The following is a 25,919-nucleotide window of genomic DNA, read 5'->3' as shown; positions in this document are numbered from 1 at the left end:
CACGCATTCTCCGGGACGCGAAGCCACGCCCGCGGTACATGGCCATGGCGCCGGTCATCGGCGTCCCTGCCGTCCGGCGCGCTCAGGACCCCGATCGTCCGGCCGCCGCGGCGCGTTCGGCGGACGCGCCCGCCGCCCACATCGGACTCGGACTCCACCTCACCCGGACTCGGACTCGACCCCGGGTTCGAGCCCGGACCCGGGCTCGGGCTCGGGCTCGGGCTCGGACGCGGACGCGGACGCGGACGCGGACGCGGACGCGGACTGTACGAGCACACGCCGAAGCCAACGCAAACGCGCGTCGCGAGCGTCCCGGCTCAGCGCCGCCCCCGGCACGAACGTGTCGAAGCCGTGGAAGGCCCCCGGCCACACGTGCAGTTCGGCTTGACCACCCGCCTGCCAGATCGCATTGGCATAGGCCACGTCCTCGTCCCGAAACGTCTCGACCGACCCGACCTCGATGTACGCCGGGGGTAGCCCGGACAGATCCGTGGCGCGGGCGGGCGCCGCGTAGGGCGACAGGTTCGCGGCTCCGTACCGGTCGCCCAGCAGCGCCTGCCACGCGGTCGCGTTGGATGTTCGGTCCCAGGTGTCGACGCCGGCCATCTGGTGAGCGGAGAAGGTGTCGTTGCGGTCGTCGAGCATCGGGCACAGCAGCAGTTGCCCGATCGGTGTGGGCCCGCCCCGGTCGCGGTTGAGCAGGGCGAGTGCCGCCGCGAGTCCACCACCGGCACTCTTTCCTCCGATGACGACGCGGCTCGCGTCGATGCCCAGTTCGGCCGCGTGCGCGGCCATCCAGACGAACCCGGCGTGGCAGTCCTCCACCGGAGCGAGGTACCGCGCCCGCGGCGCCAACGGGTACTCGACGGAGACGACGGCCAGCCCCAGCGGGAGCGCCCATTCGCCAAGCAACTGCGGCAGTACGGACCACGCGTTGCCCATGATCATGCCGCCGCCGTGCATGTAGTACAGCAGCGGCAGCGGCCCGTCCATCCCGGCAGGTCGTGCGCTCACCAGCGTGACCTCCCGTCCGCCCGACGCCCCGGGCACGCGCAACTCGTCCACCTCGAAGCGGCCGTCGGCGCGGAGCTCCCCAACCGTCGGCCTGGGCCGGGTCGCGGCATCCCGCTCCTGCCGGGCGGCGAGGTTCTCCGGGGTGAGCGGCTCCCTGTCCTCGTCCCCGAAGGCCGCCGACGCCGCGCTCAGTTCGGGGTCGAAGGGGGGCGCGACCCGGGTCGTCGAAACCGGTCCGGGCTCCGCCGGCATGCCGGCCCCCACACTCACCGCAGGCCATCCCGTCCGAGGAACGCACATCGGCAGCCGGCAGCCCGACCGGAACCCCTCATCGACACCTCCGTGCCCGCAGGAACGCTCGCGCGATGTCCATGCGACGTAGTCAATCACCGATGATCCGGCCGCGTCGGGACGAGGGCGGCGACGCGTGTGCGCGGCGAGGCGACGACATCCGTCCTCGCCGACCGATCCGGGCCCCTACGGCGGCCCCGCCGACGTCCCGTGGCGACTCCCCTCGCCGCCCCGCCCGAAGCACAAACCGGCAACTACCCTCCCTACGGCCGCGGAACGCCGTCACATCAGCGAACGTGCCTTGTCCAGCGCCGGATCCCGGCCCGCGGACAGGTCGGCCGCCGTGGCCGGCACATAGTGGTCGGGTGCCACCCCGATCGTGTCCACGATCTTCTTGTCGGCGCTGATCTCGTGGTACTTGGGCAGAGTGAGCAGCGACCCGTTGTCCAGCCGATACGTCTCACCGGGGCCGGAGACGAAGCCGGCGGTACGTGTGCCGACCAGGGTGCCCAGTTCGAGATCCTTGACCGCGCCGGCGAACGAGTCGCACGCCGACAGGCACTGCCGGTCGGTGAGCGCCACGAACGGCAGGTTCAGCAACGCCACCGAGTCGTCGGTGTGGTTGGGCCTGCACTTGCCCTTGACGTCGCACCAGTAGCTGGTGATCCTCCCGTGCGCGAGCGCGCCGAGCAGCTTCTCGACCGCCTTCGGGCTCCCACCGCCGTTGCCGCGCAAGTCCAGGATCACACCGCGCAGTTCGGCTCGCGTACGCATCTCCGCGATGGTCGCGAGAACCTTGTCGGCCAGATCCGGGGAAAACCCCGACATGCCGACGTAGGCGATGTTCCCGTCCAGCAGCCGGGATTCGAAGCCGTCCAGCGGCGGCGGGGGGTACCTCGTGGCGACCAGATTCACGGTGAGGGTCTCACCGGTGACCGGTCGGCGCGCGGTGACCTTCACCGTCGACCCCGGCGCCCCGTCGGTGAGCCACGCCAACGCGCCGGTACCGACCACCCCGTTCGTGTACAGCGGCACATCGTTCACCGCCTGGATCACGTCGCCCGGCCGCAGTCCGGCGTTGGCGGCCGGACTGCCCGCGGCGATCCGCCTGACGTGGGCCGGCTCGCCCGCGGCCGGGTCGGTGACACCCGGGGCGCGGGAGACGGACAGTTCGAGACCGTACGGGTTCGGGGTGAACTTGCTCGTCCAGCGCGCGTGGTTGTCGTCCAACTCGTCGACCATGGCCTGGATGGCCGCCGCCGCGACGCGGGCGCGGGACTCGTCGTCCGGCAGCGCGCCGGCGATGCGTTCGTACGTCCCGGCGAAGGCGGCCCAGTCGGGGTTCCTGCGACCGGTCAGCGGCGGCAGGCCGGCCGCGGGCTGGTCGAGGCCGCGGCGCTGCATCTCCTGGGTGATCGCGGCGAACGCCGGCACGAGCAGGGAACGGCTGTCGAGCGTCGGCCCGCTGTAGTAGTTGTCGAAGATGCAGCGATACACCTGCCCGACCGTGGTCAGTGTGGGTCGCGACGGCGGGGCGGGCGGTTGTCCCGGCCCTTCGGCCTTGGCGCAGGCGGGCGGACGGCCGGCGCCACGATCCTCGGTCGCGGCCGTGCCGGCGGCGGCGAGCCCGGAACCGACGAGCGCCGCGGCCGCGACGAGCACGGCGGCGCCGCCGGTGGGCGTACGCCATCTGAGTTTCACCGGAAATCCCCTTCGATCGACGGAACTTGCAGCCCAACGTGCAGGTCGACGCGCGGGTCGACGCGCACATTGACGTGCAGGTCGACGTGCAGGTCGAGTTGTATCCGGGAGGAGGTATCGACCGGGTTTCGTCGGCGACGAAACGACGCCGAAACCCCGGGCGGGTGATACTGCTGCGAATGCGGCTGCTGGTGATCGAGGACGACGAAGAGATGGCGCAGACGGTGGCGATCGGACTGCGCCGAGCGGGCATCGCCGTGGACGTGGCGTTGGACGGCAGCGCCGGGCTCGAACGCGCGCTGTGCACCGACTACGACGTGATCGTGCTGGATCGGGACCTGCCCGGCACCCACGGCGACGAGGTGTGTACCGCACTGACGACGGCCGGCTGCCGTGGTCGGATCCTGATGCTCACCGCCGCCGCCGGCACCCGGGACCTGGTCGAGGGGCTCGCGCTGGGAGCGGACGACTACCTGCCCAAACCGTTCGACTTTCGCGAACTCGTGGCTCGGATCGGGGCCCTGGCCCGGCGGGCCCACCCGGTCGCGCCACCGGTGCTGCGCCGTGGTGACCTGGTGCTCGACAGCGCGCGTCGCCGGGCCGCCCGGGGCGATCGCGCGCTGGAGCTGACCCCCAAGGAGTTCGGCGTCCTGGAGTTGTTGCTGGCGGCGGAAGGCCGGGTGGTGTCGGCCGAGGAACTGCTGGAGCGGGTCTGGGACGAGGCGACCGACCCGTTCACCAACGCCGTCAAGATCACCGTCAGCAGGCTGCGCGCCAAGCTCGGCGAGCCGCCGGTCGTCGAGACCGTGACCAAGAGCGGATATCGGATCTGATGATGCGTCGGCTGTCCCGCCCCCGCCTGCGGTCTCTGCCCTTCGCGCGCCCGCGACTGCCGCGCCGAACCGTACGGTTGCGGCTGACCTCGCTGTACGGCGGGCTGTTCGCGCTGTGTGGCGCGGCCGTGCTGACCGTCACCTACGTGCTGGTGCGCTACGCCGTGGCACCGAACGGCGGGGTGCAACTGTTCCGGTACCCCTTGCCGGACGGGCAGGCGCCCCCGGACGGCGAACCGATGCGATACGACGCCGAGGCGGCTGCCGCCCGAACCCGAGAGGCGTTGGCGGACCAACGGCGGGCCGTGCTCGACGAGATGCTGATCCAGTCCGGAATCGCGCTCGGTGTGGTGCTCGTCCTCGCGCTCGCCCTCGGTTGGTGGCTCGCGGGCCGCATCCTGCGCAGGCTCCGTACAGTCACCACGGCCGCGCGGGAGATCTCCGCGAACAATTTGCACCGCCGCCTCGACCTGTCCGGCCCCGACGACGAACTGAAGGAACTGGGCGACACGTTCGACGACTTGGTGAGCCGGCTGGAGGCGTCCTTCCGGGCGCAACGGCAGTTCGTGGCCAACGCGTCGCACGAGTTGCGCACACCGCTCGCCCGTCAACGCACGATCGGGCAGGTCGCGCTCGACGATCCGAATGCCACGGTCGCCTCGTTGCGTGCGGCGCACGAGCGCGTCCTCGTCGCGGGCGCGCAACAGGAACGCCTGATCGAGGCGCTGCTCGCGCTCGCGCGCGGCCAGGCCGGCATCGACGTCCGTCATCGCTTCGACCTCGCGGACGTGGTCACCGAGGTCGTCGAAGCCTGCGCCCCGGCGGAGGTGAGGATGCGGGCGTCGATCCGAGCCTGCCCGGTGTCGGGTGACCGCGCGCTGGCCGAGCGCCTGGTCACCAACCTGGTGGACAACGCCGTCCGGCACAACGTGCCCGCCGGCTGGGTCGAAGTCACCTGCGGGGACGGGCTGCTGACCGTGACGAACACCGGGCAGCAGGTGCCGGCGGACGAACTCGACCGGCTCTTCCAGCCGTTCCAACGCCTGTCCCGTGCGCGCACGGGACGCGGTCTGGGGTTGGGACTGTCGATCGCGCAGGCGGTGGCGACCGCCCACGGCACGACCATCGACGCCCATCCGCGCCCGACCGGCGGCCTGATGGTCACCGTCGCCTTCGACTAGGCCGCGTATCCAGTTGAGATCAACAGGTGCCCCGGCTGAGGGCGTTGACCCAGATCATCGCGGCGCGAAGGTGGAGGCCGGCGAGGTAGCTCTCGGGGGTCTTGTCGTAGCGGGTGGCGATGCCTCGCCAGGCCTTGAACCTGTTTATCAGGCGCTCGACGGTGTTCCGTTCCTTGTAGAGGTCTGCGTCGTGGCCGACGGGCCTGCCGCCCCCGGTGCCCTTCCTCTTGCGGTTGGCGGCCTGGTCCCTCTTTTCCGGGATGACTGCCTTGATGCGGCGTCTCCGCAGGTGGGCGCGGTTGCCACGGGACGAGTAGGCCTTGTCTCCGGCGACCGCGTCGGGCCGGGTGCGGGGACGCCCGACGGGCCCGCGGACCCGTACCTTCCCGAGGACGGGGACGAACTGCGGGCTGTCGGCGGCCTGTCCCGCAGTCAGGATCAGCGCCAAGGGCCGGCAGTTGCGGTCCGAGGCGAGATGGATCTTGGAGGTCTGTCCACCCCGCGAGCGTCCGAGCAGGGCGGCCCTCAGCCGGATCCGATGCCGGCGCCGGACACGTCGTCGTTCCTCCCGGTCCGGGTCGATTCCGGCTCCGTTCCCGCTTTGTTCCTCCGGATCGCCCCCTTTTGCCGGGCCTTCTCCTCCTCGGCGGCGGCCTTCTCCAGAGCGGTGAGCGTGTCCGGGTCGAGATGCATCCCGGCGGCGTCGTGGTGCGCCCGGACGGTGGTCGAGTCCACGCTCACCAGCGACATGTCCACCACGCCCCGCTTCGCGGCCTCCGCGATCAGGCCCTCCAACAGGGCCTCGAAGACACCGGCGTCCCGCCACTGCCGAAAGCGGTTGTGCACGGTCGGCCACGCACCGAACCGCTCCGGCATCTCACGCCACTGCGCACCCGTCCGAAACTTCCAGATCACGCCCTCGAACTGCTGCCGCAGCCGCTCGGGATACGGACCGAACCCACCGATCGGCAGATACGGCCCGATGAACTCCCACTCCACGTCCGTCAGTTGCTCTCGCGTCACAACAAGACCAATTACCAGACCAGGACCGGGTTGACGACGAATCCCACAGATCGATCACAACCCGATACACGCCCTAGAAGGTCGATGAAAATCTTGGGACCGGTTCCGTCGCGTCAGTGGCGGAACGGGTCGCGTTTCGGGTGCTGTGCCCCGCTCAGGCGGTGGTGGGCAGGCGCCAGGTGGTGCCGTCGTGGGTGAGGCCGAGGCGGATGAGGGTCCGCAGGTTGATCGCGGCGGCGCGGACGTGGAGCCAACGATCGTTGGGGGCGGTGCCGCGGTGGCGGAGTCTGCGGTTGCCGCGGGCGACGATCCAGGCGACCGCGCGTTCCACCGGTGGGCGCCAACGCCGGTACTCGGCCTGCCAATGGAGGTCGGTGGCGGCCTGTCGACGCGCGGCGGCGAGGTGGTCGTGGTGCGGACGGATGGTGAGGGTCCGCCCGGCTTCGGCCTTGGTGCACCGGCCTCGGAGCGGGCAGTCGGTGCAGTGGTCGCCGAAGAACGCCTTGCGTTGGCGGTGTTGTCCGGCGGGGGCTGCCAGGGCGGCGGTGTGGCCGGCCGGGCAGGTCGCGGTGTGGGCGGTGGTGTCGACGGCGAAGTCGTCGAGGGTGAACCCGCCGGGCACCGCGCTGCGCAACGGGGCGGGTTTGAGGAACAACCGGTGCCCGGCGGCCTCCAGGACCGCGCGGGCGTCGCCGGTGGAGTAGGCGGTGTCGCCCAGGAGGTCGACCGGGTCCGGCTCGTCGGCGAGAAGGTCGAGGACGACGTTCGCCTCGTGGTGTTCGGCGCCCGAACCCGGGGTGAGTGCCACCGCGGTGAACAGGAGCGTCTCGGGTTCCACGACCAGGTGGGCCTTGTAACCGTCCTGGTGGCGGCTGCGGGTCTTGTGGATGTGTCGGGACTGCGGGTCGACGACCGAGACGACGCGGTCGGGGGCGGTGCCCCGGGTGATCCGCCACCTGCCGTCGCGGCCGTCGGAGCCGTCGGCGGGCTCCACGTCCTGCCCCGCCACGAGCGCGAGCAGGCCGATCGCGTTCGCCGCGCGTTCGCCGTGCTCGCGGTCGGGCAGGTTCCCCAGCAGCAGGAACGCGTCGCGGACCAGGGCGTCCACCAGATCGGCTCGGGCGGCCGGGTCGTTCCAGGCGATCCTGGGTTTCCCCGGGTCGGTGTAGTCGTGGGCGCGGCAGTGTTCGGTCGCGACGGCCGCGGCGTCGGGGACCTCACGGATCACCGCGCGCACTCCGGAGACGAGTTGGGTGACGGTGTCCTGGGTGGCGACCGCGTCGTCCAGGACGGTGGAGTCGACCGCCCGACGCTGCCTGCCCTTCAACACGCCGGTGGCCCGCACGACCTCGCGGACCGCGTCGAAGACCCGGTCCGGACGCGCCGACCGGGCCAGGCGGCGACGGAAGTACGCCAACAGCGACGGGTCGAACGCGATGTCGTGCAGGCCGAGCCCGCAGGCGGCCTTCCACCGCAGGTCGCACCGCAGTTCCTGCACGGTGTCGAAGTCCGAGAGCCCGTTCAGGGCCTGCAACGTGATCGCCGCCGCCAGGACCTGCGGCGGCATCGACGGACGCCCGTTCGCCGACGGATACATGTCCGCGAACATCACCGCCGGAAACAACGCCTCGCGATGCTCGGCCAGGAACGCGAACACACTCCCCGCCGGGATCAGCTCCCGACACGTCGCCCACACGTCCGGCCCGATCAACTCACCCGACCATTCCCCCTGCACCATGAAAACGAGTCTGGTCCCGCCGCTGACGCGGCGGGGCCAGAACGCAACATCTTCATGAGTCTTCTAGGCCCTGTCCGGCGGATCTTGGTGGATCAGGCCGCGTCGTGAGCGCAGCGAGGAGCCCGAAGGGCGGATGCCGTGCCTCGGCGTGCCGGAGAAGCAGCCGCATGGTGGTTCCATTCGGCTGTTTTCTCCGGCACGCCGAGGCACGGCCCAGGCGACGCGGCCGCACCAACATCCGCCGGACAGGGTCCAGTGTCACGAACGCCTAACCGGCCGGGAGGTCGTACACGACGAAATAGTGTTCCCGCGGGTCGCACGGCGGCGAGGCCGACGTGCGGAACGATTTCACCGATGCCACCGGTGCGCCGTCCGCGGCGAGGTCCACCCGGGGGATCAGACCACCGCATCCGGGGATCAGGAACGCGAACCTCCGCTCACCCTCGGGCACTTCGGTGCGCACTTTCTCGCCCGCGTGGACGCCGAGTCGATACCAGTCCCTGAAGGACGAACGGTCGGTGACCGGCAGAACGCGGATGGGCGGGTCCGAGGGATCGACGCGCTCCGTATCCTCCGCGATCAGGATGCCGACGCCGATGTCGTTCGGCGGCCGGTCGCCGAGCCGAGGATGCGCGGGCAACCGGTCGAGCGGCACCACGAATTCGGCGAGCAGCGAGAACGGTGCGTAGCACTCCTGCCATTCCTCGTCGAGGTCGCGGCGCAGCGCCAACCGATCTCCGTCGGCGTACAGTTGCGCGGCCTGGGGCTTGGCGCAGCCGCTTTGGGCCGCGATCGTCACCACGGCCTCGCGGGTGAAGTCGACGGTCGTGCCCGCCCCGGAATGCAGATATCCGGTGACCAACCGGTGTTCGCGCGCGGTTCGAGCGACGTACAGACCACTGCGATAGCTGTCGACCGAACCCTTGACGAGGCCCCCGACGCCGATGCGTTGCCCGGGCGGCGCATCCTCCATCGGCGGATCCCCATCGTGCGAGCACCCGAGCGTCGCGCACCCGAGCAACACGACGAGTGTCAGGACCGTCAGCAGTCGTGTCGGTCGTCGTTCGGTCGGCTTCCCGAGTCCCCCGCGATTGCTGCGCATGGCCCTGCGACGTCGCCGACCGGGTTTCGGTTCCTTCGACGTACCGCCGACTCCCCCGGCCCGCGCGCAGCTCGCCGGCGGCGGCCTTGCGGGCGATCCTCTTCCTGGGCGCCCTGTCGTCCCCGACGGTGACCACTTCCACGGCGTACAGGTAGTCGACCGTAAGGCCGAACAACCGGGAGAGCAGGCCGTATCCGCCGGACACGTGCCCGCCGAGGCCGACCGAATAGCGGGAACCGCCGGGCAGCGCCATGCCGGTCGAGGCGTAGAGCCGAGTGGTGCTGTGCCGATTCGTCGCCCCCGCCTCGATGCAGTAGGCGTTCTCGCGGGGGTCGAAGTAGACGCGGTTCCTGCAGGTCCGATATTCGGAGAACCCGATTGCGTCCTTGTATATGCCATCGGAAGCGCCGTGGATCATCGAATGATGGCGGACCACGAAGACGTCGCAATTCGAAAAGGACGATCTCGATTTGCTACTGCTCGCTTGTTGTCGGAATCGGCTCGGTATCGGCTCAAAATCGTCTCGCTATCGGCTCGGGCCCGGCCCGGACTCGGCGTGCACTCGGGTTGGGACTCGGTGCGCTCCGGGGTTCGCACTCGACTCGCGCGCAACTCACACTCGACATCGACACGCGATCACCGATTGCCCGACCCCGGCGTATGCGCACGCGGCCGAGCCCCCGCTTTCGGGCGGGAACTCGGCCGGGTGTTCTCGGGCTTGCGTGGGGCACCGGGGCGTGTTGTACGTTCGTACTCCCGTATGCCCCGCCGCCTCCCGGGCGGTGCCTTGGCGCGGCGGTTCGGCCGGGGCCGAGGGTGCCCGTGGTTCTGTCCGTACTTTCACTACGGACAGCGTCCACCACGGGTACCCGAGGCCGGCGACCGAACCGGTTCGGTTCGTCCGCACGCGCGTCATGTTCGACCATGCACGCGTGTCCCGTTCGACCGCGTACGCGCGTCCGGTTCGTTCGGATCGCGACCGGATCGGGAGTCGATCAGATCGGGAAGCCGGTCGGAGCCGGGGACGCCTTCAGGGTGCAGGTGACGGTCAGCCCGGGCGGCGTGATTGTCATGACGATGCTGCTCGGCGCGCTGGGGATGCCCACACTGGCCGCCTTTTGCAGGACGATGCTGGTGTGCACCCCCGCGCTGATCGCCGTGGGGTTGGCCAGGCCGCTCTGGTTGCCGGTGAGCGTTCCCGTGATGCCACCCGCCGGGATGGCGGTCGGCACCCAGTAGGTGATGTTGGCCGTCAGCGTGAGCAGGTTGGTCGCGCTGCGGTTGAACGTGGCGCCGACCGAACTGCCGTAGATGCCACAGTCGTAGGTCGCCTTGCCGGTACCCGCCGCGGAGGCCGGGGTGACCATGGCGGCGGTGGCGGTGGGTGCGTCGATCACGGTGGAGCCGGGTGAGGTGGAGCTGCCGGTTCACCGGGCACCGGACGGTGACGTCTACTCGGGTTCGACCATCACGCTCACCGGCAGCAGGTTCGCGCCGAACGGCACGCCGCGGGTGGCGCTGTGCGACGCGAACGGCAGCGGATGCGACGCGGGCAAGTTCCTGATGAACACGCTCGCCATCGACGCCCAGGGCAACCTGACCGGGACCGCGATGTTGTACCCGTTCGGCATCGACGACGGTCGCTACGTCGTGCGCGTCTCCGACGGTTCCAAGGAGGCGACGGACACCCTCTCCATCAAGGCGTTCGTGCCGGGGCAACGGGTGCTCACGGCCGACAAGACCTCGGGCCCGGTGGGCACCGTGGTCAGGCTCTCAGGCCACGACTGGGTTCCCAACTACGAACTCCAGATCAGCGGTGTGGACGCGGACGGCAACATCTCCGACGTCCCGATCAGTGTCATGACCTCTCCCGACGGCAAGTTCGCCGCCGAGTACGTGATCGGGGCCGCCGAGGACGCCGCGATCCGCGCCGTCGCGGGCTTCGAGGACGAGGGCATGTCGGTGCCGTTCACGGTGACCGACGGCGGCGGCGGCCTGGAGCAGTCGCTCACCGGCACGATCACCCCCGGCGGCCTGACGATGACCCAGACCGCGGCGGGGATCGACTTCGGTACGACCACCCTCAACGGTCGGGTGCAGACCATGCACGCGGCCTTGAACCGGGTGACCGTGGTCGACGCGCGTGGCAGCGAACTCGGTTGGCAGTTGACCGGGTCGGTGTCCGACCTGACGTCGGACCGGGGCACCATCCCGGCCGCGAACGTGGCCTGGACGCCGTCCTGCGCGGCGACCCAGGGAAGCCCGTCCACCGTGTCCTCGGGATCGACCGGCCCGATCGGGTCCGGCGCGACCCTGTGCACGCAGGCCCCGGGCGCCGGCCCGACCGGCGGCACTTTCACCGCGGACGCCGCCCTGGCGCTGACCGTACCGGCGTACGCGGCACCGGGCACCTATGGCGGGACGATCACGCTGACCCTGTCGTGACCGATCCGGCTCGCCGCTCGCGCAGGACCGCGTGACCGGCCCCGGCGCATCGTCCGGCCCCGTCCGATCGGACGGGACACCCGATGCGCCGGGGCCTTCGCGTGCCCTCGGTCGAGCGGGTCGGGCGGTCAATAGGCGGGTGCCGACCGCCACTTCGGCGGCGCCGAGGCCGCCGGGACCCGCGCGCGGGCGGTGCCGGTGGCGGGTCCGGCGGCAGGCGCGGCGCGGGGTGCGGGGTCGGTGACCGATTTCGCCGAGGGTCGTCCGGGAAGTGCCGCCGCGGTGCAGGCGGCGGCCAGGGCTGCCACCGCGGCCAGGGCGAAGACGATGAGGTAGGCGCGCAGGGTGGGGTACGCGGTGCCGTGCACGTCGGTGGTGAACTGTGCCAGCACGGCCACCACCGTGGTGCTGCACACGCTTTGGCCCATCGTGCGCATCAGGACGTTGAGACCGGTCGCGGAGGCGGTCTGCTCCTGTGGCACCGCTTGCAGGACGAGGGTGGGCAGCGCGGAGTACACCAGTCCGGTGCCGACCGAGCACAGGGTCGCGCCCAGGACGATGGTCCACAGGGTGCCACTGGTGAAGATCCGGAACACGTACGCTCCGGCGATCACCAGGGATCCCGCCAGGAGCGTCCAGCGGCCGCCCCGGGCGGCCGACAGTCGCGCGGAGACGGAGGACATGCAAACCATGACGAGTCCTCCGGGCACCAGGCACAGACTCGCGGTCAGCGCCGACGCGCCCAGGCCGTACCCGGTCGAGGTGGGGGCCTGGACCAGTTGCGCGGTGGCCAACCAGTTCGCGTAGAACGCGAAGCCGGTGAGCAGGGCGGCGGTGTGCGGCAGCGCCACGGTACGGCGTCCGGCCAGTCGCAGGTCCACCAGCGGTTCACGGGCCCGCAGTTGGCGCCAGACCCACAGGCCCAGGGCCACCACGCCGGTGGCCGCCGACACGGCCACGGGCATGCTGCCCCAGCCCCAGACGGCGCCCTTGGACAGCGCCAGCAACAGCGCCACCAGGCCCACCGACAGCAGCACCGTGCCCGCGACGTCGAAGCGGCCGCGGGTACGCACCGGGGAGTTCGGGACCACCCACCACGAGGCGATCGCGGTCAGCGTGCCCAGCGCGGTGGTCACCCAGAACAACGCGTGCCAGTCGGCGTGTTCGACCACCACCGAGGCCAGCGGCAGGCCCAGCGCCGCGCCGATGCCGACGGTGGAGCTCATCAGCGCGACGGAGGATCCGATGCGGTGCCCCGCGAGTTCGTCGCGCAGGATGCTGGTGGCCAGCGGCACCACCGCGGCGGCGGCGCCCTGCATCGCACGGGCGGCGATGAGCACCCGGATGTCGGACGTGAGCGCGCACAGTGCCGACCCGACGGTCATCGTCACCAGTGCGCCGATCAACACCGGGCGTTTTCCGTACATGTCCCCGGCCCGGCCCAGGACCGGATTGAGCACCGCGCCGGTCACCAGGGTCGCGGTGAGCATCCAGCTCACCGTCGAGGGCGAGGAACCCGTCGCGCGGGGCAGGTCCGGCAGCATGGGCACCACGACGGTCTGCATCAACGCCATCAGGACACCACCGAACGCGAGCACCGGCACCAGCAGCCGCCGCCGCAATCGCACCCCGAGTGCGGCCGGGTGGGCCTCGGGCCCGGCGTCGGGCCCGGTCGGGGGCGACGCGGAATGGTCACGGGGTTGTTCCATGGTGCTCCTGAGACTCGGCGAGCCGCGCCCGTCGTCGATCGACTATCGATCACAGTCACGCATGTACCGTGCACGTGATCAAGGGCCGCCACGATGGAACTGACGCTCCGTCAGATGACTTGTCTCACACACGAGGCCGTGGATCGGCGCCGCCCCGGAAGCACCCCCGAGAGGCGCCGGTGCCCGGTGCCCCCGCGGCGGTCGCCACGCGCGGCCGGGCATCGCGCACAGGGCAGGGAGCGCGGGGCGCAGAGCGCGGGTGCGTGACACGGGGACGAGAGGCACCGGGGCCGCGGACATCGGCCACGTGCGCGGCGCGCCGCCGGTGGGATCGTTGCCGCCCCCGGTGCTGCTCGCCGTACCACCGCCGCCGCCCGGAAACCCTGTTGCCCGCGATCGGGCGCACGCCGGAGGATTTCGACATGTCCGAGGCCGCGTCCGACAGTCCCGTGTGGACTCCCTACCCCAAGATCTCCGCGAAGGCCCGGCTCGGGATGGCCGGGGGTCGGGAGTGGCTCGCGCAGGAGAAGGTGCACGGGGCGCACTTCGCGGTGGTGTGCGACGGCTTTGGGGTCCGGCCCGCGAAACGGCGCGAACTGCTGTCCGACGACCTGCTCGACGACTTCTTCGGCGTCAGCAGGATCTGGCCGGGGTTGTCCGTGTCCGCCGCACGATTCGCCGCCGCGCTGCGCGGTGTGTGGGGCGACGCGGCCGTGGTGACCATCTATGGCGAACTGGCCGGCGGGCACTACCCGCATCCCGATGTTCCCCGGGATTCCGCGGCCGAGCCGGTGCAGACCGGCGTCTGGTACACACCGGACCTGCACTGGTTGCTGTTCGACACGACGGTCGAGACCGAGGACGGGCGTTGCTGGATCTCCGACCGTGCTCTGCGCGATGCCGCGGCCGGCGCCGGGCTGCGCTGCGTACCGACTCTCGCGCACGGTTCGCTCAACTCGCTCCAGCGGTTGCCGTGCGCGTATCCCAGCCTGGTTCCGGGCCTGTTCGGACTGCCCGCACTCGTGGACAACCTCGCCGAGGGGTACGTACTCAAGCCCGCCGGGGACTGGTGGGAGCACGGCGACGCCGGGACGAAGACCTCCCGCGCCCGCCCGGTGGCCAAGGTCAAGCAGGACGGATTCGCCGAGGACGAGCGCTTCGCCGGTTCCCGCCCGTACCTCGCGCCGCCCGAGGGCGCGGCCGGCGTGCCCGCGTGGCTCCTGGTCCGGGCGGCGGCCCTGCTCACCCCCACCCGCGCGGCCGCGGCGGTGAGCAAGCTCGGGCCACGTGCCCCCACCGACGCCGTGGTGGAGGAGATCACCCGCGACGCGGCGGAGGAGATCGCCGACGCGGTGGGCGGCCTGCCCGACGCGCACCTTCGCGCCCTGACCCGCGCGCTCGAACCGGGAGCACGCGCCCTCACCCGCTTCGACGCCGACGAACGCCGGGCCGCCCGCCCCGGGGGCCGACTGCCGTAGCCGTCGCGCCGTACGGGATGCATGCCCGACTCCGAGACGGATACCCCGATAGTGGAACCGTTCGACGCATTCGATCCATCCGACCCGCACGGCGACCCGCACGGCGACCCGCACGGCGGCTCGGCGTGCGGCGAGACATCCCATCGACTCATCCCGGGAGAGAACATGACGCCCCCCGAGGCTCCGAAGACACAGCCGGTACGTCAACTACGCCTGGTCGTCGAGGCGGACGACTTCGAGGCCGCCCTGGCCTTCTACCGTGACGCCCTCGGCCTGCCCGAACAGGCGGCCTTCTCCGGGGACGGCGGCGCCCGCGTCGCGATCCTCGACGCGGGCCGCGCCACCCTGGAGATCGCGAACCCGGAACAGAAGCGAATGATCGACGACGTCGAAGTCGGCCGTCAGGTCGCACCCAGACTTCGCATCGCCTTCGAGGTCGACGACACCCGCACCGCGACGACCCACCTCATCGCCGCGGGCGCCACCCAAATCGCACCCCCCACCCGCACCCCCTGGAATTCCCTGAACTCCAGACTCGACGCCCCCGCCGACCTCCACATCTCCCTCTTCCAAGAACTCACCGACCCCGACGACCACCCCGCACCCGACACCCCACGGTCGACGGAACCCACCCCTCCCCGCACCGACTCCTGACCCCCGCCCCGGATCCCTCGAACCCCGCCCCCACGAGCACACCTTTGCGAACCACCGACCCGCCCGTCGGATGGCGGGGGGGTTCGGGAGGCGGGCGTCGTTGAGTGGGGGTAAACGATGAGGCGGGCATCGGGCGTTGATCGGCGACGTCGTGGACGTGAGGGTTGAGGTGTTGGCACACCACCTCGGGAGCAGTCGTCATGAGCCTGGAAACCGTCGAATCCGCACTCCCTCAACCGCCCAAGCCCTCCGGCGACGACCCGTACGAACCCGACGAGTTCACGGACGCGGCGCTGCGGAGCGTGGAGCGGGTGTACCTGGCCGCCGTACGGCTGGCCGGCGATCGGGACACGGCGGTGGATCTCGTCCTGGACACGTACGCACACGCGTACCGGAGCCATCTGGAAGGCGGTTCGGGCACCCCGGCCGGCTTGCCGCGGGAACCGTGGTTCAGCGCCTGGCTGCTCCTGGTCCAGTACGAGCTCTGGTCGGACGGGGGCAAGGGGGCGGCGGCCGGGAGTCGATGACCCGGGCCCGCACGGGGCTTGGGCGAGGGCCGGGTCGCGCCCACCACGGAGAGCCCGAAGTGCCGCGTGCCGGTGGGGCCGGCCGACTACCTCTCACGCTCGGTGCCGGTGGGGTGCGGCCGACCGCCTCCCGCGCTCGGACGAGGTCGCTCCCCCGTCTCGACCGAGCGCGAGAGCGCCGACCGAGCTTCGGCGGCCCGGTCCCGGGTGCCGGGACCGGGTGGCCGGCCGCACTCGGCCGCGTTCGGGACAGTCGGTCAGCGGACGTACTTGATAGAAACCCAACCCTTGATGCCCGACGCCTGGTGCTTGACGTAGTACCACTCACTGGCCTCGGCGTCGCCGTCCCGGTACACCACGCCCTGGCAGTAGACGGTGACCTTCGCGCCCTTCTGCAGGACCCGCAGAATCGGGTTCCAGGTGCCCTTGGCCTTGCGCAGGCTGACGTTGTTGCCCGTGATCTTGGCGGTGTGATCGCTGAGATCCCGGTAGCACGCCGGGTGGCTCGCGGCGGATGCGGACGGTGCGAGCGCGACGCCCACACCCGCGAAGAGCGACACCGACGCCACTACCGCGGCGGCGCTCCGGCCCAGCTTGCTCACTGGTGATTCCTTTGGTCGAAGGGAGGAACGGGTCGGGCCCATCCTTCCCGTTGCCCGCCTCGGACGGATATCCCATTCGCGCGACGGCGGCGCCAAAGCCTTGCTGCGGTGGGGAGTTCGTGGGACAGGATCAGGTACGGCCCGCGTCGTTCTGGGCCTGCCGCAGGATCGCCGAGGTGGGCATCCAGTCGGCCCGGACCACGTGGAATCCCGCGGCCTCGTAGGCGTCGCAGACCTGGGCATCGTCGTCGACGACCATGGCAACGGTCCGGCCCCGTGCCAGTTTGCGCAACAATTCGGGTTTGGCGACACGGGCCGCACGGCGGTCCCGGTCGGCGCGCATCAGCAGCCGGCCGGAGGGCAGGCCGTGCCGGTCCAGCCAGGCCACGGTGTCACGGCGGCAGCGCTCCGGGCGGCCGGTGACGTACACCACCTCGTGTGTCTCGGCGCTGTCCCTCGCCAGCGCGACACCCTCCGCGAGCGGCGCGTCGTGCGCCGCGGCCGCGAAGAACGCCGCCCAGTCACGCGGACGCGACTCGACGAGGTGCAACCGGTGACGAGTATCGGCCACGGTGCCGTCCAGGTCGAACACCGCCAACGGGCGGGATATCACAAGCGCCTCCAAGGCATTCCGACTCGGCCGGGGAGTCTACGCCGAGCCCGGCCGCGGCCTGCCGGCGCCCGGAAACCCGAGCGCGTCGGCTCGGCGCGGTCTTGGACCATGCCGGATGGCCCACACTCTCGAAGCCCTGATCGTCCGACATGTCCGCCGCCTCCGGTCCCCTCCGGACCCGCCGAACCCGCCGGGCAAGGCGACGTCGCCGCACGGCAATTCGACGCCGCGCCGGCCGGGGTGTCGTCGGGTACCCCGGCCTCGTCGTTTTCCCGGACACCGCGGACACCGCGCAGGGTGGGCCGGCGCCGTGCGTGCGGTGCCGGCCCGGGTGCTCACGGATCGCCCTGGCGTGCGGACTCGCCCGGAACCGCGGGGAGAGTGTCGATGATGTCGAAGTCCGCCCGCAGGCCCGGAAGTTGCAGGACGTGCCGGACGAACGGGTCGACCCGGAACAGGCGCAGGTCGCCGTTGCGCGCGTGGGCGCGCTCGCGGCCTCGGGCCAGCACGGAAATGGCGCGGGCTCCGAGGAAGGTCACCTCGCCCAGGTCGACGATCACGTGGGGCCGGTCGATTCCGGTCAGGGCGTCCAGCGCGCGGGTGAGCGGGAGGACGGTGGCCACGTCGAGTTCACCGCGTGGGGTGAGTACGAGGTGGCGTCCGTGCGATCGCGTCGACAGGCGCGGGCGGGCGAGGGCTCGGTGCGTGCGGGCCATGGCGGAATCGACCTTCCTGGCGGCGGGTGGGCATGCGGGAGGGACGTGCGGAACGTGCGGGACGTGGCGGGCGGAACCCGGCGCGATTCCGGGTACCGCCCACCACGTCGGCGGGGTGAGATGCCGACCGACTCCCGTCCGGGGGACCCCGGTACGGCCGCATCGTCCGGCACCGCGACCGCGCGGCGCCCGCACCGCGTCGAGATCCCCCGAACCTGCTAGACGTGTCCGGCGGCGGCGAGCAGACAGGGGAAGCGGTCGTTGGGTCGGCAGATCTCGCCGAGATCGGGATCATCGACCTCCTCGATGCCCGGTTCCACACGCGCGACGTACGCCTGCGGATCGCCCGCGCCCTCGATCTCGGCCGGCACCGGGGCGGGCGTGGCCGCGTGCAGGCGGCCGGCCCAGTGGTGGGCGTCCTCGGGTTCGCCCTCGACCCGATGGTGCAGGGTGAGCAGGCGCATCGCCTCGACGGTGTCGGCGCCGGCGGCGTACCTCCACCAGAACGCGGCGGGTGCGGGCCGGCCGGTGAGGTACAGCAGACATCCGAACACCAGCGCCCCCGCGGGAATGCGCCTTTGCACGAAATCCCCGAGGAGGGGGCCGGTGGTCGGTCGGGCGACGATCGCCTGGCAGAACTGTTCGAGTTCCGCCGCGGCGGCGTTCTGCGCGGCGTGGGCGTCCGTGAAACCCGCGCCGCGCGGGCGTCCGATGCCGGCGGGCCGGACCAGTGCGGCCACGAGTTCCTCCTGGACGATGCGGTCGGCCAGGCGGCGGGTGGCGGCGGCGGGGTCGTAGTCGGCGAAGGCCGTGTCCATGTCGCGACGGCGCTGTTGGAGGGCGCGGTCGAGCGGGGTCAGGTCGTTCATGCGTTGGGTTCCCGGGGGTGCGTGGGGGTCGATGGGGTGGGGGCCGGTGGGACGTGCCGGGTTCGGTCGAGGGCGTTGGCGAGTTGTTTGCGGGCCGCGTGGACGTGGCTGCGGACGGTGGAGATGGTCACTCCCAGGTAGTCGGCGACGTCCTGGAGGGGCAGTTGCATCACCAGGTGCAGGCGGGCGCAGGTGGCGCGTTTGGCGGGCATGGCGGCGATGGTGCGATCGAGGGTGTCCAGGTGCGGAACGAGGGCGGCCGGGTCCGCGGTGGTCGTGGACGCGACGTCGGGAGCGCCGGGAGCGGTGAAGTCGATCGGTATCTCGAGGCTGCGCCCACGACGGCGGCGGATGTCGACGACGCGCCGGCGCAGGATCTCGTAGGCGAGCGCGAGCGGCGGCCCGGGATGGCGGACGATCTCGGGCCAGCGCCGGGACAGGGCGAGCAGGACGTCGGCGACCGCCTCGTCGGCGTCGTGCGGACAGCCCAGTTGTTTCCAGGCATGGTCGGTCAGCGTCTGTTGGTGCTCGCGACAAAACCGTACGAAGTCCCTGGGCGCGTCGAGGACCGGACCGCCCGGGGCGGGACGCCATCGACCGAGCGAGTCCCGGTCGAGCGAGTCGCGGTCGGGCGAGTCGCGGTCGGGCGAGTCCCGGTCGAGCGAGTCGCGGACGAGGTCGCGGCGCAGGCGACGGTCCTCGAGGGCGTCGGTCAGCATGCGGAACGCGCGCTTGACCGGCGGGGCGGGCTCGCGCAGTACGTCGTCCCAGCGCCGGTACAGGGCCAGGAGGACGTCGGCGACGATGTCCTCGGCCTCGGGGCGCGATCCGAGGTGGTCGTACGCGAAGCGGGTCAGGGTCGGGTGGTGGCTGTGGCAGAAGGCCACGAAGTCGACGCGCAGGAGGTCCACCAGGTCCACCGGGTCCATTTCCACGACTCGGGCCTGGTCGGGGCGCAGCGGTTCGGTCATCGTCCGCCGCCCTTGCCGCGCGCGGGGCGCGTCCGGCGATGCCCGGAGCCGCAGCGGTGGTTCGGCTCGGGGAACGCCGTGCCGCGCATCAGGGCACCGAGCGGCGCGCGCACGACGACGACCAGCACGCCTATGACCAGCCACAGTTGTCTGGCCTCGGGGCCGAGAATTTCGTTCAAGGCAGCGCATCCTTCCGTGAAGTCCGGCGCGGACCCTGCCGGTTACGAAGGGCTTGTCCCCGGCGGCGTCCACGAGGCCCGAGGGCCTCTCACCCCATAACTCGCCCACCGGGCACCCCGCGTCCAAGCCGAAACCGCAAAATCTCACCCACCACGCCCGAACGACCACACGTTCTCGCACCACCAGGGAAAACACCGACGGCTATGGCCACGCGGCGGCGCACGCGAGTTGACGGATGCCTTTGGACGCACGGCCGTTGCCGGTCGGCGGCACGGGCGGGCTCATCGCGGGCGGGGGCGCGCCGGACCGACGGCGGCGGCGAGCAGGTCGGCGAGGTCCGGAGGGGTCGGCATCGGCGCGGTCGTGGACACGTTCGCCCGGCCGGTGTTCCCGACCGGGTGGCGCCCGGTGGTCGACCCGGGGGCGGTGACCGCGAGCCGGACGGGTTGCCCGGCCGCCTCGCGCGGGTCGCGGGTACGCACCGCGCGGGCGAGCATCGCTCCGTGCACACGCACGTGTGGCCACGCCCACGGCCGGGACAGGACGTGCGCCCGCTCCGGATCCGCGCACCTCCGCGTTCCCGGCCCGGCGGCGCGGGCGGCGGCCGACTCCGCGTCCGGCGCGGCGCGTACGCCATCAGGCAGCTTCGGCATGTCGATCCGATCAGTCCCGCGCCGGGATGGGATCGCGGTCGTCGGTCCGGTCGACCTGTTCGACGCGTGCCGGCGGGCTGGTCCGACGCAGGACGGTGAGGGCGATGACGGCGGCGACGACCACGAGCGCGGCGCCGAGGGTCAGCCCGAGCGCGTATCCGTCGTTGAGGGCCTCGCGCGTACCGGTGTCACCGGTGCGGTCGTGCGCGGCGGTGCCCAGGGCGGCGAGTCCGAGCGAAGCACCGATCTGGCGTGAACTGGCGAGCAGGCCCGACGCGGTGCCGGCCTCGTGCGGCGCGACACCGGCGGTGGCGATGGAGACCACCGGCCCGAGGCACAACCCGAAACCGAGACCGGCGACGATCGAGGGTCCCAGGACGTCGCCGGCGAAGCTGCCGTCGGGGCCGATCAGGCCGAACCATGCGAGTCCGGTCGCGGTCAGGAGTCCGCCGGCCACCAGCAGGAGACGCGGAGCGAAGCGGTAGCCGAGTTTCACGGCGATCACGGAACCGGCGATCACGCCGAAGGCGAGCGGCAGGAACATGGTCCCGGTCAGCGCCGCGCCCGTCCCGAGCACTCGTTGCAGGTAGAGGGACGCGAAGTAGAAGGCCGAGGCCATGGCCGCGCCCACCAGGAGGTTGTAGGCGTTCGCACCGGCCACCGCGCGATTGGCCAACAGGCCGAGCCGGATCAGGGGTTCGCGCGTGGTGGTCCGCTCGACCCGGATGAACGCCGCCAGCAACGCGACGGCGACCGCCAGGGTGGTCAGGGTGACCGACGAGGTCCACGCGTACCGATCGGTGCGCACGACGCCGAACACCAACAGGGTCATGCCCGCAGCGGCCAGGACCGCGCCGAGTACGTCGGGACGCCCGCCGCGCGAGGTCGGCGCACTCTCGGCGATGCCACGCCACGCCAGGGCCAGCGCACAGGCCGCCATCGGCACGTTCACGAACATCACCCAGCGCCAGCCGGCGTACTCGGTGAGCAGGCCGCCGATCAGGACGCCGAAGGCACCCCCCGCGGCGTTCGTCGCGCTCCATATCCCGAACGCCCGGACGCGGGCCTTGCCGGTGGGAAACGTCGCCGTCAGCAGCGCCAACGCGGCCGGGGCCAGCGCGGCGGCCCCGATGCCCTGTGCGGCTCGGGCGGCGACGAGTTGGCCGGGCTCCCGGGCGAAGCCACCGAGAAGCGAGGCCAGGCCGAACAGGCCCAGCCCGAGCAGCAGCACCCGTTTGCGGCCGTACCGGTCGGCGGCCTTGCCACCCAGCAGGAGCAGCCCGCCGAAGGTGAGGGCGTAGGCGTGGATCACCCAGGTCAGGCCCACCGCACCGAAGCCGAGACCGGCGGCGATCTCCGGAAGTCCGACGTTCACGACGGACAGGTCCAGCGACACCATGAACTGCACGACGGCCACCACGGCGAGCGTGAGCCCCGGCCGGGCACTCGAAACATTCGTCCTATGCGTCATCGCGAACTCCGTCCTCCGTGCTGCCGGTTATCTTTTCGAACATGTTCCGAAAGTAACATCGAGGCAGGCCGCTGTCGACCCGCGAACGGCCGACCCCGCACCGGTTTCGCGGCGCAAGAGGGCGGAGCGGCATGATGGGACGATGCCCTCACCGCCCCCATCGCCCGTACCGCACGGCCGCACCGGCCGCCCGCCCGTGACCTCCCGCGCGCAGATCCTGACGGCGGCCCGCCGGCTCATCGACCGGGACGGCTGGGAGAAACTGACCGTGCGCCGGCTCGCCGCCGAGACCGGCATCGGGGCGACGACCATGTACCACCACATCCGCGGCAAGGACGACCTGCTCGTCCTGCTGCTCAACAGCTACGTCGACGAGATCGAACGCCCCCCGCTCCCCGACGACCCGCGCGAGCGCATCCTCACGGCCGCCACCGCGATGCACGACGCCCTCGCCTCCTGGCCCTGGGCCGCGGAGATCCTCTCGGCCGACGGCTTCGTCGGCCTCCTCGACGAATCCGCGCTGTGGATGGTCGACGCCATCGTCGGCGGTGCCCGCGACCACGGCTGCGCACCCGCACAGACCGTCGGCGTCTTCCGCGACATCTGGTACTACACCGTCGGGGAGGTCCTCGTCCGCGCCCACAGCGCCCGCGCCCGGGACAACAACGAGCACCCCGCCTACCGCGAAATCTTCGACGCCACCCGGGTGCCCCACCTCGCCGCCGTCGCCCACCTGTGGGCCGAGGAAGCCGCCCGCGACAGCTACCCCCGGGGCCTGCGCGCCCTCGTCGACGGACTCCTCGCCCAGACCACGCCGACCGACTCCCCCGGCACCGACTGAGCACGGGCGTCGAACCCGGGCGGGACGGACCGTACGCCCCTCGCGCGGACCGCGACTCGCCCTGCCGTCGGCAACCCGCCGCTAGGCTCGCCCCGTGTTCGAATACCACGGCTGGATCACGATCGTCGAAAGCGCCGCGGTCGACGAGGACGACAGCCGGTTGGCCGAGATCGTCGAGAGTCTCCGGCAGCGCGTCCGGGAGATCGCCGACCCCTACCTCCTCGACCTCCGCTGGATGAACGGCCAACCGTTCATCCACATGGCGGGCTTCCCCAACCATCGGACCGCACCCGAGATCCTCGAACTCTTCGGCCACGTCGGCGCGATCGCTCCCGGCTCCTACGGCCTCCTGCACATCCGCGACGACGAAGACCCCGCTCACGACAACGACTTCCGCGTCCTGAGGCTCACTCGCGGAAACGTGACCGAGCACACCGAGCCGCTGCTGTCACCGTGCGTCCCGACCCTCGAGGATCCGTACGAGGGGTGACCCGACGGATTCACCGACCGCCCGGAGCGGTGCCTCGGCGCGGCCCCTGCCCGCGCCCGCGGCCGGTCAGCCGGAGCGCAGGGTGGTGGCGGCCTTGTAGGTGCGCAGAACCGGCGCGGTCTCGATGCGGGTGATGGCGTCCAGGGCGACTCGCCGGGTCAGGTAGTGGTGCAGGGCCTCCGCATCGCCGCACAGGGCATGGGCGACCAGGTTGGTGGGGCCGGTGGTGGCGGCGACGACGGCGAGTTCGTCGTGGGCGGCCAGCGCGGTGGCGACCTCGTCGAGGCGACTGGGGGCGACCTGCATCCACAACAGCGCGGACACCGTGGCGCCCAGGAAGGCCGGTTCGACGTCGACATCGAAGAACAGCGCGCCTCGCGTGCGCAGTTCGGTCAGGCGGCGGGTGACCGTGGCGGGCGTGGAGCCGGTCGCCGCGGCCAGGTCCGCATAGCCGACGCGGGCGTCCTCGCGCAGCACCGCCAGCAGGCGCAGGTCGGCGTCGGTGAACGTGTACGGCTCCCCCTCCTCGACGCCCGCCGGGACGTCGTGGGCGCGCAGCCGAGCCTCCTGCTCGGGGGTGAGCGTGCCCAGCCGGCCGCGCCACGGGGTGGGCCCGCCCAGGTAGGTGTGCAGCAGGTAGTGCGCGGAGACCGCGGTGATGCCGGCGGTGCGCGGGATGTCGCGCAGCAGGAGCGAGTGGGCGTCCGGGCCACTGGGCGCGGTGTGGATGATCGCGACGATCTCGGTGCCGCCGGAGGTCAGCCGGACCCACGACGTGTCGGGGCGGCGAGCCAGCGCGAGGGCGATGTCGTGGGCGGTGCGGGTGGCGGCGGTCAGGCGCACGAACCACTGGTGTGCACGGGTGTTGCGCGGGTTCGGGAGGGCGACCACACGCAGGCCGGCCTCCGCGTACATGCGGCGGTAGCGGCGTACCACGGTCTGGGTCGAGGAGCCCAGGACGTCGGCGATGAGGGTGAACGGCGCGCGTGCGTCCACGTGGAGGGCATGAATCAAGCCGCGGTCGAGGGCGTCCGGTTCGAGCATATCCATCAAGATAGCCGCCTTCGATGGATGAAATCGTCGATCCGTCGACCGTCAATGGAACCACATGCGGGAACGGCGTCAGGGTGGCGATCGAGCGGGACGCCGGAACGACCGCCCGGCAACCGCGGTTCCACCCACCACACCACCCACGGGGCCCCGATGACCGAGCACTCCCCCGCGCCCGCCGGCGCAACCGACCACACCGTCGACCGCACTGCCCGGAAGACCCCGGCCGCGCCCGGCGCGCCGACCCGCACCGCGTACCCCCGCCGGTGGATCGCCCTGATCGCCCTGCTGACCGCCGAGGCCATGAACCTGCTCGACGCGACCATCGTCCAGGTCGCCGGCCCCGTCATCCACGCCGACCTCGGCGGACCCGCCGCCACGATCCCCTGGTACAGCGCGGCCTACACCCTCGCCTTCGCCCTCGGCCTGCTCACCGCCGCCCGCGTCGGCGACATCGCCGGTCGCCGCCGGATCTTCCGGATCGGCGTCACCGCGTTCGCCCTCACCTCGGCGGCCTGTGCACTGGCTCCCACCGCCGCCGCCCTCATCGGCCTGCGCGCGGCACAGGGCGCCGCCGCCGCCCTGATCATTCCGCAGACGTTCGGACTGATTCGCGCCATGTTCGACGGCGACGAACTCCCCAAGGCGTTGGGCGCCATCGGCCCGGTCATGGGGCTGTCCGCGGTGCTCGGCCCGGTGCTGGGCGGCGTACTCACCCACGTCGACCTGTTCGGCACCTCGTGGCGCGCGGTGTTCCTGGTCAACCTGCCACTGTCGGTCGCCGTCCTGGCGATCGCACCGCACCTGCGGGAGGACCGCGCCCCCGTACGCCCCCGCCTCGACCCGACCGGCACCGCCCTGGCCATGGTGGGCACCGCGCTGCTGGTGTGCCCGCTCGCCGCCGGCACCGGCGCGCCCGGTGCCCGCGCATGGGCCGTCGCCGCGTTCGGCGCGCTCGTCCTGATCGCGTTCACCGTCCACCAGCGCCGCGCGGCCGCCGCGGGCCGTACCCCACTGGTCGAGCCGTCGCTGCTGCGCGGCCGCGCCTTCCCTGGCGCGCTGGCCACCTCGACCCTCTTCTTCGCCGTCATGAACGGCGTCATGATCACCGTGGTGCTGCACCTGGAACTGGGCCTGGGCACCGGCCCACTCACCGCGGGCCTCACCCTGCTGCCGTGGTCCGCCGGCCTGGCCGCCGCCTCCTGGGCCGCCGGCACCCATCTCGTCTCTCGCCACGGCACCCGCGTCCTGCACGCCGGGATCGCCGCCCTCGCCGCCGGCCTCGCCGCCGCGGCCCTGGCCTACCGCGCCGCACCCGCCGGCCACTACCCGGTCGGCCTACCGTTCGCCCTGGTCCTGGCCGGCCTCGGCGTGGGCCTGTTCACCCCACCCTTCTTCACCGCCGCACTACGCCACGTCTCCCCGCAGGAAACCGGCTCGGCGGCGGGACTCCTCAACGCCGTCCAACAACTCGGCGGCACACTCGGCGTCGCCGTCATCGGCGGCATCTACCTCACCGGCACCCACTCCGGCCACACCGCAACCCTCAACGCCCAGCACGCCCTCCTCGCCGCCGGCGTCCTACTCGCCGCAACCGCCCTCGCCGCCCGAACGATGACCGCCCGCCCCCACGCCCAGCCGGCCCCGATCGCCGCCGAGGCTCACCGACCTGCGCGGCATTCGGGGCCCGACGGACCCCCGTCGGCCGCGCAGATGCCGCGGATCGACTCGGCGTCCACGACGGAACAACGCGGAGCGAAGCCATGA

The 25,919-nt window shown here is 71.9% G+C and carries 24 protein-coding genes and 1 pseudogene; 9 read left to right on the top strand and 16 right to left on the bottom strand.

Translation table 11 applies throughout. From position 1 onward, the window contains the following. Nucleotides 1–159: 159 nt before the first annotated feature. Together OG948_RS51950 and OG948_RS51945 are read right to left on the bottom strand one after the other, a co-directional pair. Nucleotides 160–1,266 carry an alpha/beta hydrolase gene (locus OG948_RS51950; protein WP_331773585.1) on the bottom strand — a complete coding sequence of 369 codons (1,107 nt, stop codon included), beginning with the start codon at nt 1,264–1,266 and terminating at the stop codon, nt 160–162. A gap of 321 nt (nt 1,267–1,587) precedes the next feature. Further along, entirely contained in the window at nt 1,588–3,006 is a 1,419-nt protein-coding gene (locus tag OG948_RS51945; RefSeq protein ID WP_331772063.1) for a S41 family peptidase, read from the bottom strand. 179 nt (nt 3,007–3,185) lie between these two features. Here OG948_RS51945 and OG948_RS51940 point away from each other — a divergent pair, with 179 nt between their 5' ends. Together OG948_RS51940 and OG948_RS51935 are read left to right on the top strand one after the other, a co-directional pair. Beyond that, the gene (locus OG948_RS51940) at nt 3,186–3,839 is read left to right on the top strand and encodes a response regulator transcription factor (RefSeq protein ID WP_331773584.1); all 654 of its coding nucleotides are present in this window, start codon (nt 3,186–3,188) and stop codon (nt 3,837–3,839) included. Further along, entirely contained in the window at nt 3,839–5,020 is a 1,182-nt protein-coding gene (locus OG948_RS51935; protein WP_406300718.1) for a sensor histidine kinase, read from the top strand. The genes OG948_RS51940 and OG948_RS51935 overlap by 1 nt, the downstream gene beginning before the upstream one ends. Nucleotides 5,021–5,039: 19 nt before the next feature. On the opposite strand, the pseudogene OG948_RS51930 reads toward OG948_RS51935, so the two are convergent. From OG948_RS51930 to OG948_RS51915, 4 genes and pseudogenes are all read right to left on the bottom strand, one after another. Beyond that, nucleotides 5,040–6,043, bottom strand: a pseudogene (locus OG948_RS51930) (IS5 family transposase). 154 nt (nt 6,044–6,197) lie between these two features. Continuing rightward, on the bottom strand, nt 6,198–7,778 hold the full coding sequence (locus OG948_RS51925) for an IS1182 family transposase (RefSeq protein ID WP_406300154.1): 1,581 nt from the start codon (nt 7,776–7,778) through the stop codon (nt 6,198–6,200). 271 nt (nt 7,779–8,049) lie between these two features. Further along, nucleotides 8,050–8,754: a hypothetical protein gene (locus OG948_RS51920; protein WP_331773671.1), complete on the bottom strand. Its 705-nt coding sequence runs from the start codon at nt 8,752–8,754 to the stop codon at nt 8,050–8,052. 1,124 nt (nt 8,755–9,878) lie between these two features. Then, nucleotides 9,879–10,280 carry a hypothetical protein gene (locus OG948_RS51915; RefSeq protein ID WP_331772061.1) on the bottom strand — a complete coding sequence of 134 codons (402 nt, stop codon included), beginning with the start codon at nt 10,278–10,280 and terminating at the stop codon, nt 9,879–9,881. 16 nt (nt 10,281–10,296) lie between these two features. On the opposite strand from OG948_RS51915, the gene OG948_RS51910 reads away from it, so the two are divergent. Continuing rightward, complete coding sequence (locus tag OG948_RS51910; protein ID WP_331772060.1) at nt 10,297–11,328, top strand: hypothetical protein; 1,032 nt, start codon at nt 10,297–10,299, stop codon at nt 11,326–11,328. A 128-nt stretch (nt 11,329–11,456) separates the two neighbouring features. Here OG948_RS51910 and OG948_RS51905 read toward each other — a convergent pair whose 3' ends face one another. Beyond that, nucleotides 11,457–13,037: an MFS transporter gene (locus tag OG948_RS51905; RefSeq protein WP_331772059.1), complete on the bottom strand. Its 1,581-nt coding sequence runs from the start codon at nt 13,035–13,037 to the stop codon at nt 11,457–11,459. A gap of 422 nt (nt 13,038–13,459) precedes the next feature. Here OG948_RS51905 and OG948_RS51900 point away from each other — a divergent pair, with 422 nt between their 5' ends. The 3 genes from OG948_RS51900 (at nt 13,460) to OG948_RS51890 (ending at nt 15,696) form a co-directional block, all read left to right on the top strand. Then, nucleotides 13,460–14,515, top strand: coding sequence for an RNA ligase family protein (locus OG948_RS51900; protein ID WP_331772058.1), 1,056 nt, complete (start codon nt 13,460–13,462; stop codon nt 14,513–14,515). Between the two features lie 165 nt (nt 14,516–14,680). After that, nucleotides 14,681–15,169 carry a VOC family protein gene (locus OG948_RS51895; protein WP_331772057.1) on the top strand — a complete coding sequence of 163 codons (489 nt, stop codon included), beginning with the start codon at nt 14,681–14,683 and terminating at the stop codon, nt 15,167–15,169. Between the two features lie 200 nt (nt 15,170–15,369). Then, on the top strand, nt 15,370–15,696 hold the full coding sequence (locus OG948_RS51890; RefSeq protein WP_331772056.1) for a hypothetical protein: 327 nt from the start codon (nt 15,370–15,372) through the stop codon (nt 15,694–15,696). Nucleotides 15,697–15,953: 257 nt separating this feature from the next. On the opposite strand, the gene OG948_RS51885 is transcribed toward OG948_RS51890, so the two are convergent. The 8 genes from OG948_RS51885 to OG948_RS51850 all read right to left on the bottom strand — a co-directional run bounded on the left by OG948_RS51885 (nt 15,954) and on the right by OG948_RS51850 (nt 21,771). After that, nucleotides 15,954–16,298 carry an SH3 domain-containing protein gene (locus OG948_RS51885; RefSeq protein WP_331772055.1) on the bottom strand — a complete coding sequence of 115 codons (345 nt, stop codon included), beginning with the start codon at nt 16,296–16,298 and terminating at the stop codon, nt 15,954–15,956. A 130-nt stretch (nt 16,299–16,428) separates the two neighbouring features. Then, a complete protein-coding gene (locus OG948_RS51880) occupies nt 16,429–16,911 on the bottom strand; it encodes a hypothetical protein (protein WP_331772054.1) in 483 nt (160 codons plus the stop codon). A 335-nt stretch (nt 16,912–17,246) separates the two neighbouring features. Continuing rightward, nucleotides 17,247–17,627, bottom strand: a complete 381-nt coding sequence (locus tag OG948_RS51875) for an STAS domain-containing protein (protein ID WP_331772053.1) — start codon at nt 17,625–17,627, stop codon at nt 17,247–17,249. Nucleotides 17,628–17,845: 218 nt separating this feature from the next. Beyond that, nucleotides 17,846–18,496 carry a hypothetical protein gene (locus OG948_RS51870; RefSeq protein ID WP_331772052.1) on the bottom strand — a complete coding sequence of 217 codons (651 nt, stop codon included), beginning with the start codon at nt 18,494–18,496 and terminating at the stop codon, nt 17,846–17,848. Next, nucleotides 18,493–19,467, bottom strand: coding sequence for a sigma factor (locus tag OG948_RS51865; protein WP_331772051.1), 975 nt, complete (start codon nt 19,465–19,467; stop codon nt 18,493–18,495). Before OG948_RS51865 ends, OG948_RS51870 begins: the two co-directional genes overlap by 4 nt. After that, a complete protein-coding gene (locus tag OG948_RS51860; protein ID WP_331772050.1) occupies nt 19,464–19,646 on the bottom strand; it encodes a hypothetical protein in 183 nt (60 codons plus the stop codon). Before OG948_RS51860 ends, OG948_RS51865 begins: the two co-directional genes overlap by 4 nt. Nucleotides 19,647–19,928: 282 nt before the next feature. Further along, nucleotides 19,929–20,300, bottom strand: a complete 372-nt coding sequence (locus OG948_RS51855) for a DUF3703 domain-containing protein (RefSeq protein WP_331772049.1) — start codon at nt 20,298–20,300, stop codon at nt 19,929–19,931. A 10-nt stretch (nt 20,301–20,310) separates the two neighbouring features. Beyond that, nucleotides 20,311–21,771, bottom strand: coding sequence for an MFS transporter (locus OG948_RS51850; protein ID WP_331772048.1), 1,461 nt, complete (start codon nt 21,769–21,771; stop codon nt 20,311–20,313). A gap of 142 nt (nt 21,772–21,913) precedes the next feature. Between OG948_RS51850 and OG948_RS51845 the strand changes: the two genes are divergently transcribed. Together OG948_RS51845 and OG948_RS51840 are read left to right on the top strand one after the other, a co-directional pair. Next, nucleotides 21,914–22,612: a TetR/AcrR family transcriptional regulator gene (locus OG948_RS51845; protein ID WP_331772047.1), complete on the top strand. Its 699-nt coding sequence runs from the start codon at nt 21,914–21,916 to the stop codon at nt 22,610–22,612. A gap of 94 nt (nt 22,613–22,706) precedes the next feature. Then, nucleotides 22,707–23,102 (top strand): Imm7 family immunity protein, encoded by a 396-nt coding sequence (locus OG948_RS51840; protein ID WP_331772046.1) that lies wholly within the window; start codon nt 22,707–22,709, stop codon nt 23,100–23,102. Between the two features lie 66 nt (nt 23,103–23,168). On the opposite strand, the gene OG948_RS51835 is transcribed toward OG948_RS51840, so the two are convergent. Then, complete coding sequence (locus OG948_RS51835; protein ID WP_331773583.1) at nt 23,169–24,146, bottom strand: Lrp/AsnC family transcriptional regulator; 978 nt, start codon at nt 24,144–24,146, stop codon at nt 23,169–23,171. 159 nt (nt 24,147–24,305) lie between these two features. Here OG948_RS51835 and OG948_RS51830 point away from each other — a divergent pair, with 159 nt between their 5' ends. Next, nucleotides 24,306–25,919 (top strand): MFS transporter, encoded by a 1,614-nt coding sequence (locus OG948_RS51830; protein ID WP_406300717.1) that lies wholly within the window; start codon nt 24,306–24,308, stop codon nt 25,917–25,919.

The sequence above is a fragment of the Embleya sp. NBC_00888 genome (assembly GCF_045207655.1).
GTDB lineage: Bacteria > Actinomycetota > Actinomycetes > Streptomycetales > Streptomycetaceae > Embleya.
The sequence above is the reverse complement of the archived record's forward strand: the minus strand, read 5'-3'. Positions and strand labels throughout refer to the sequence as shown.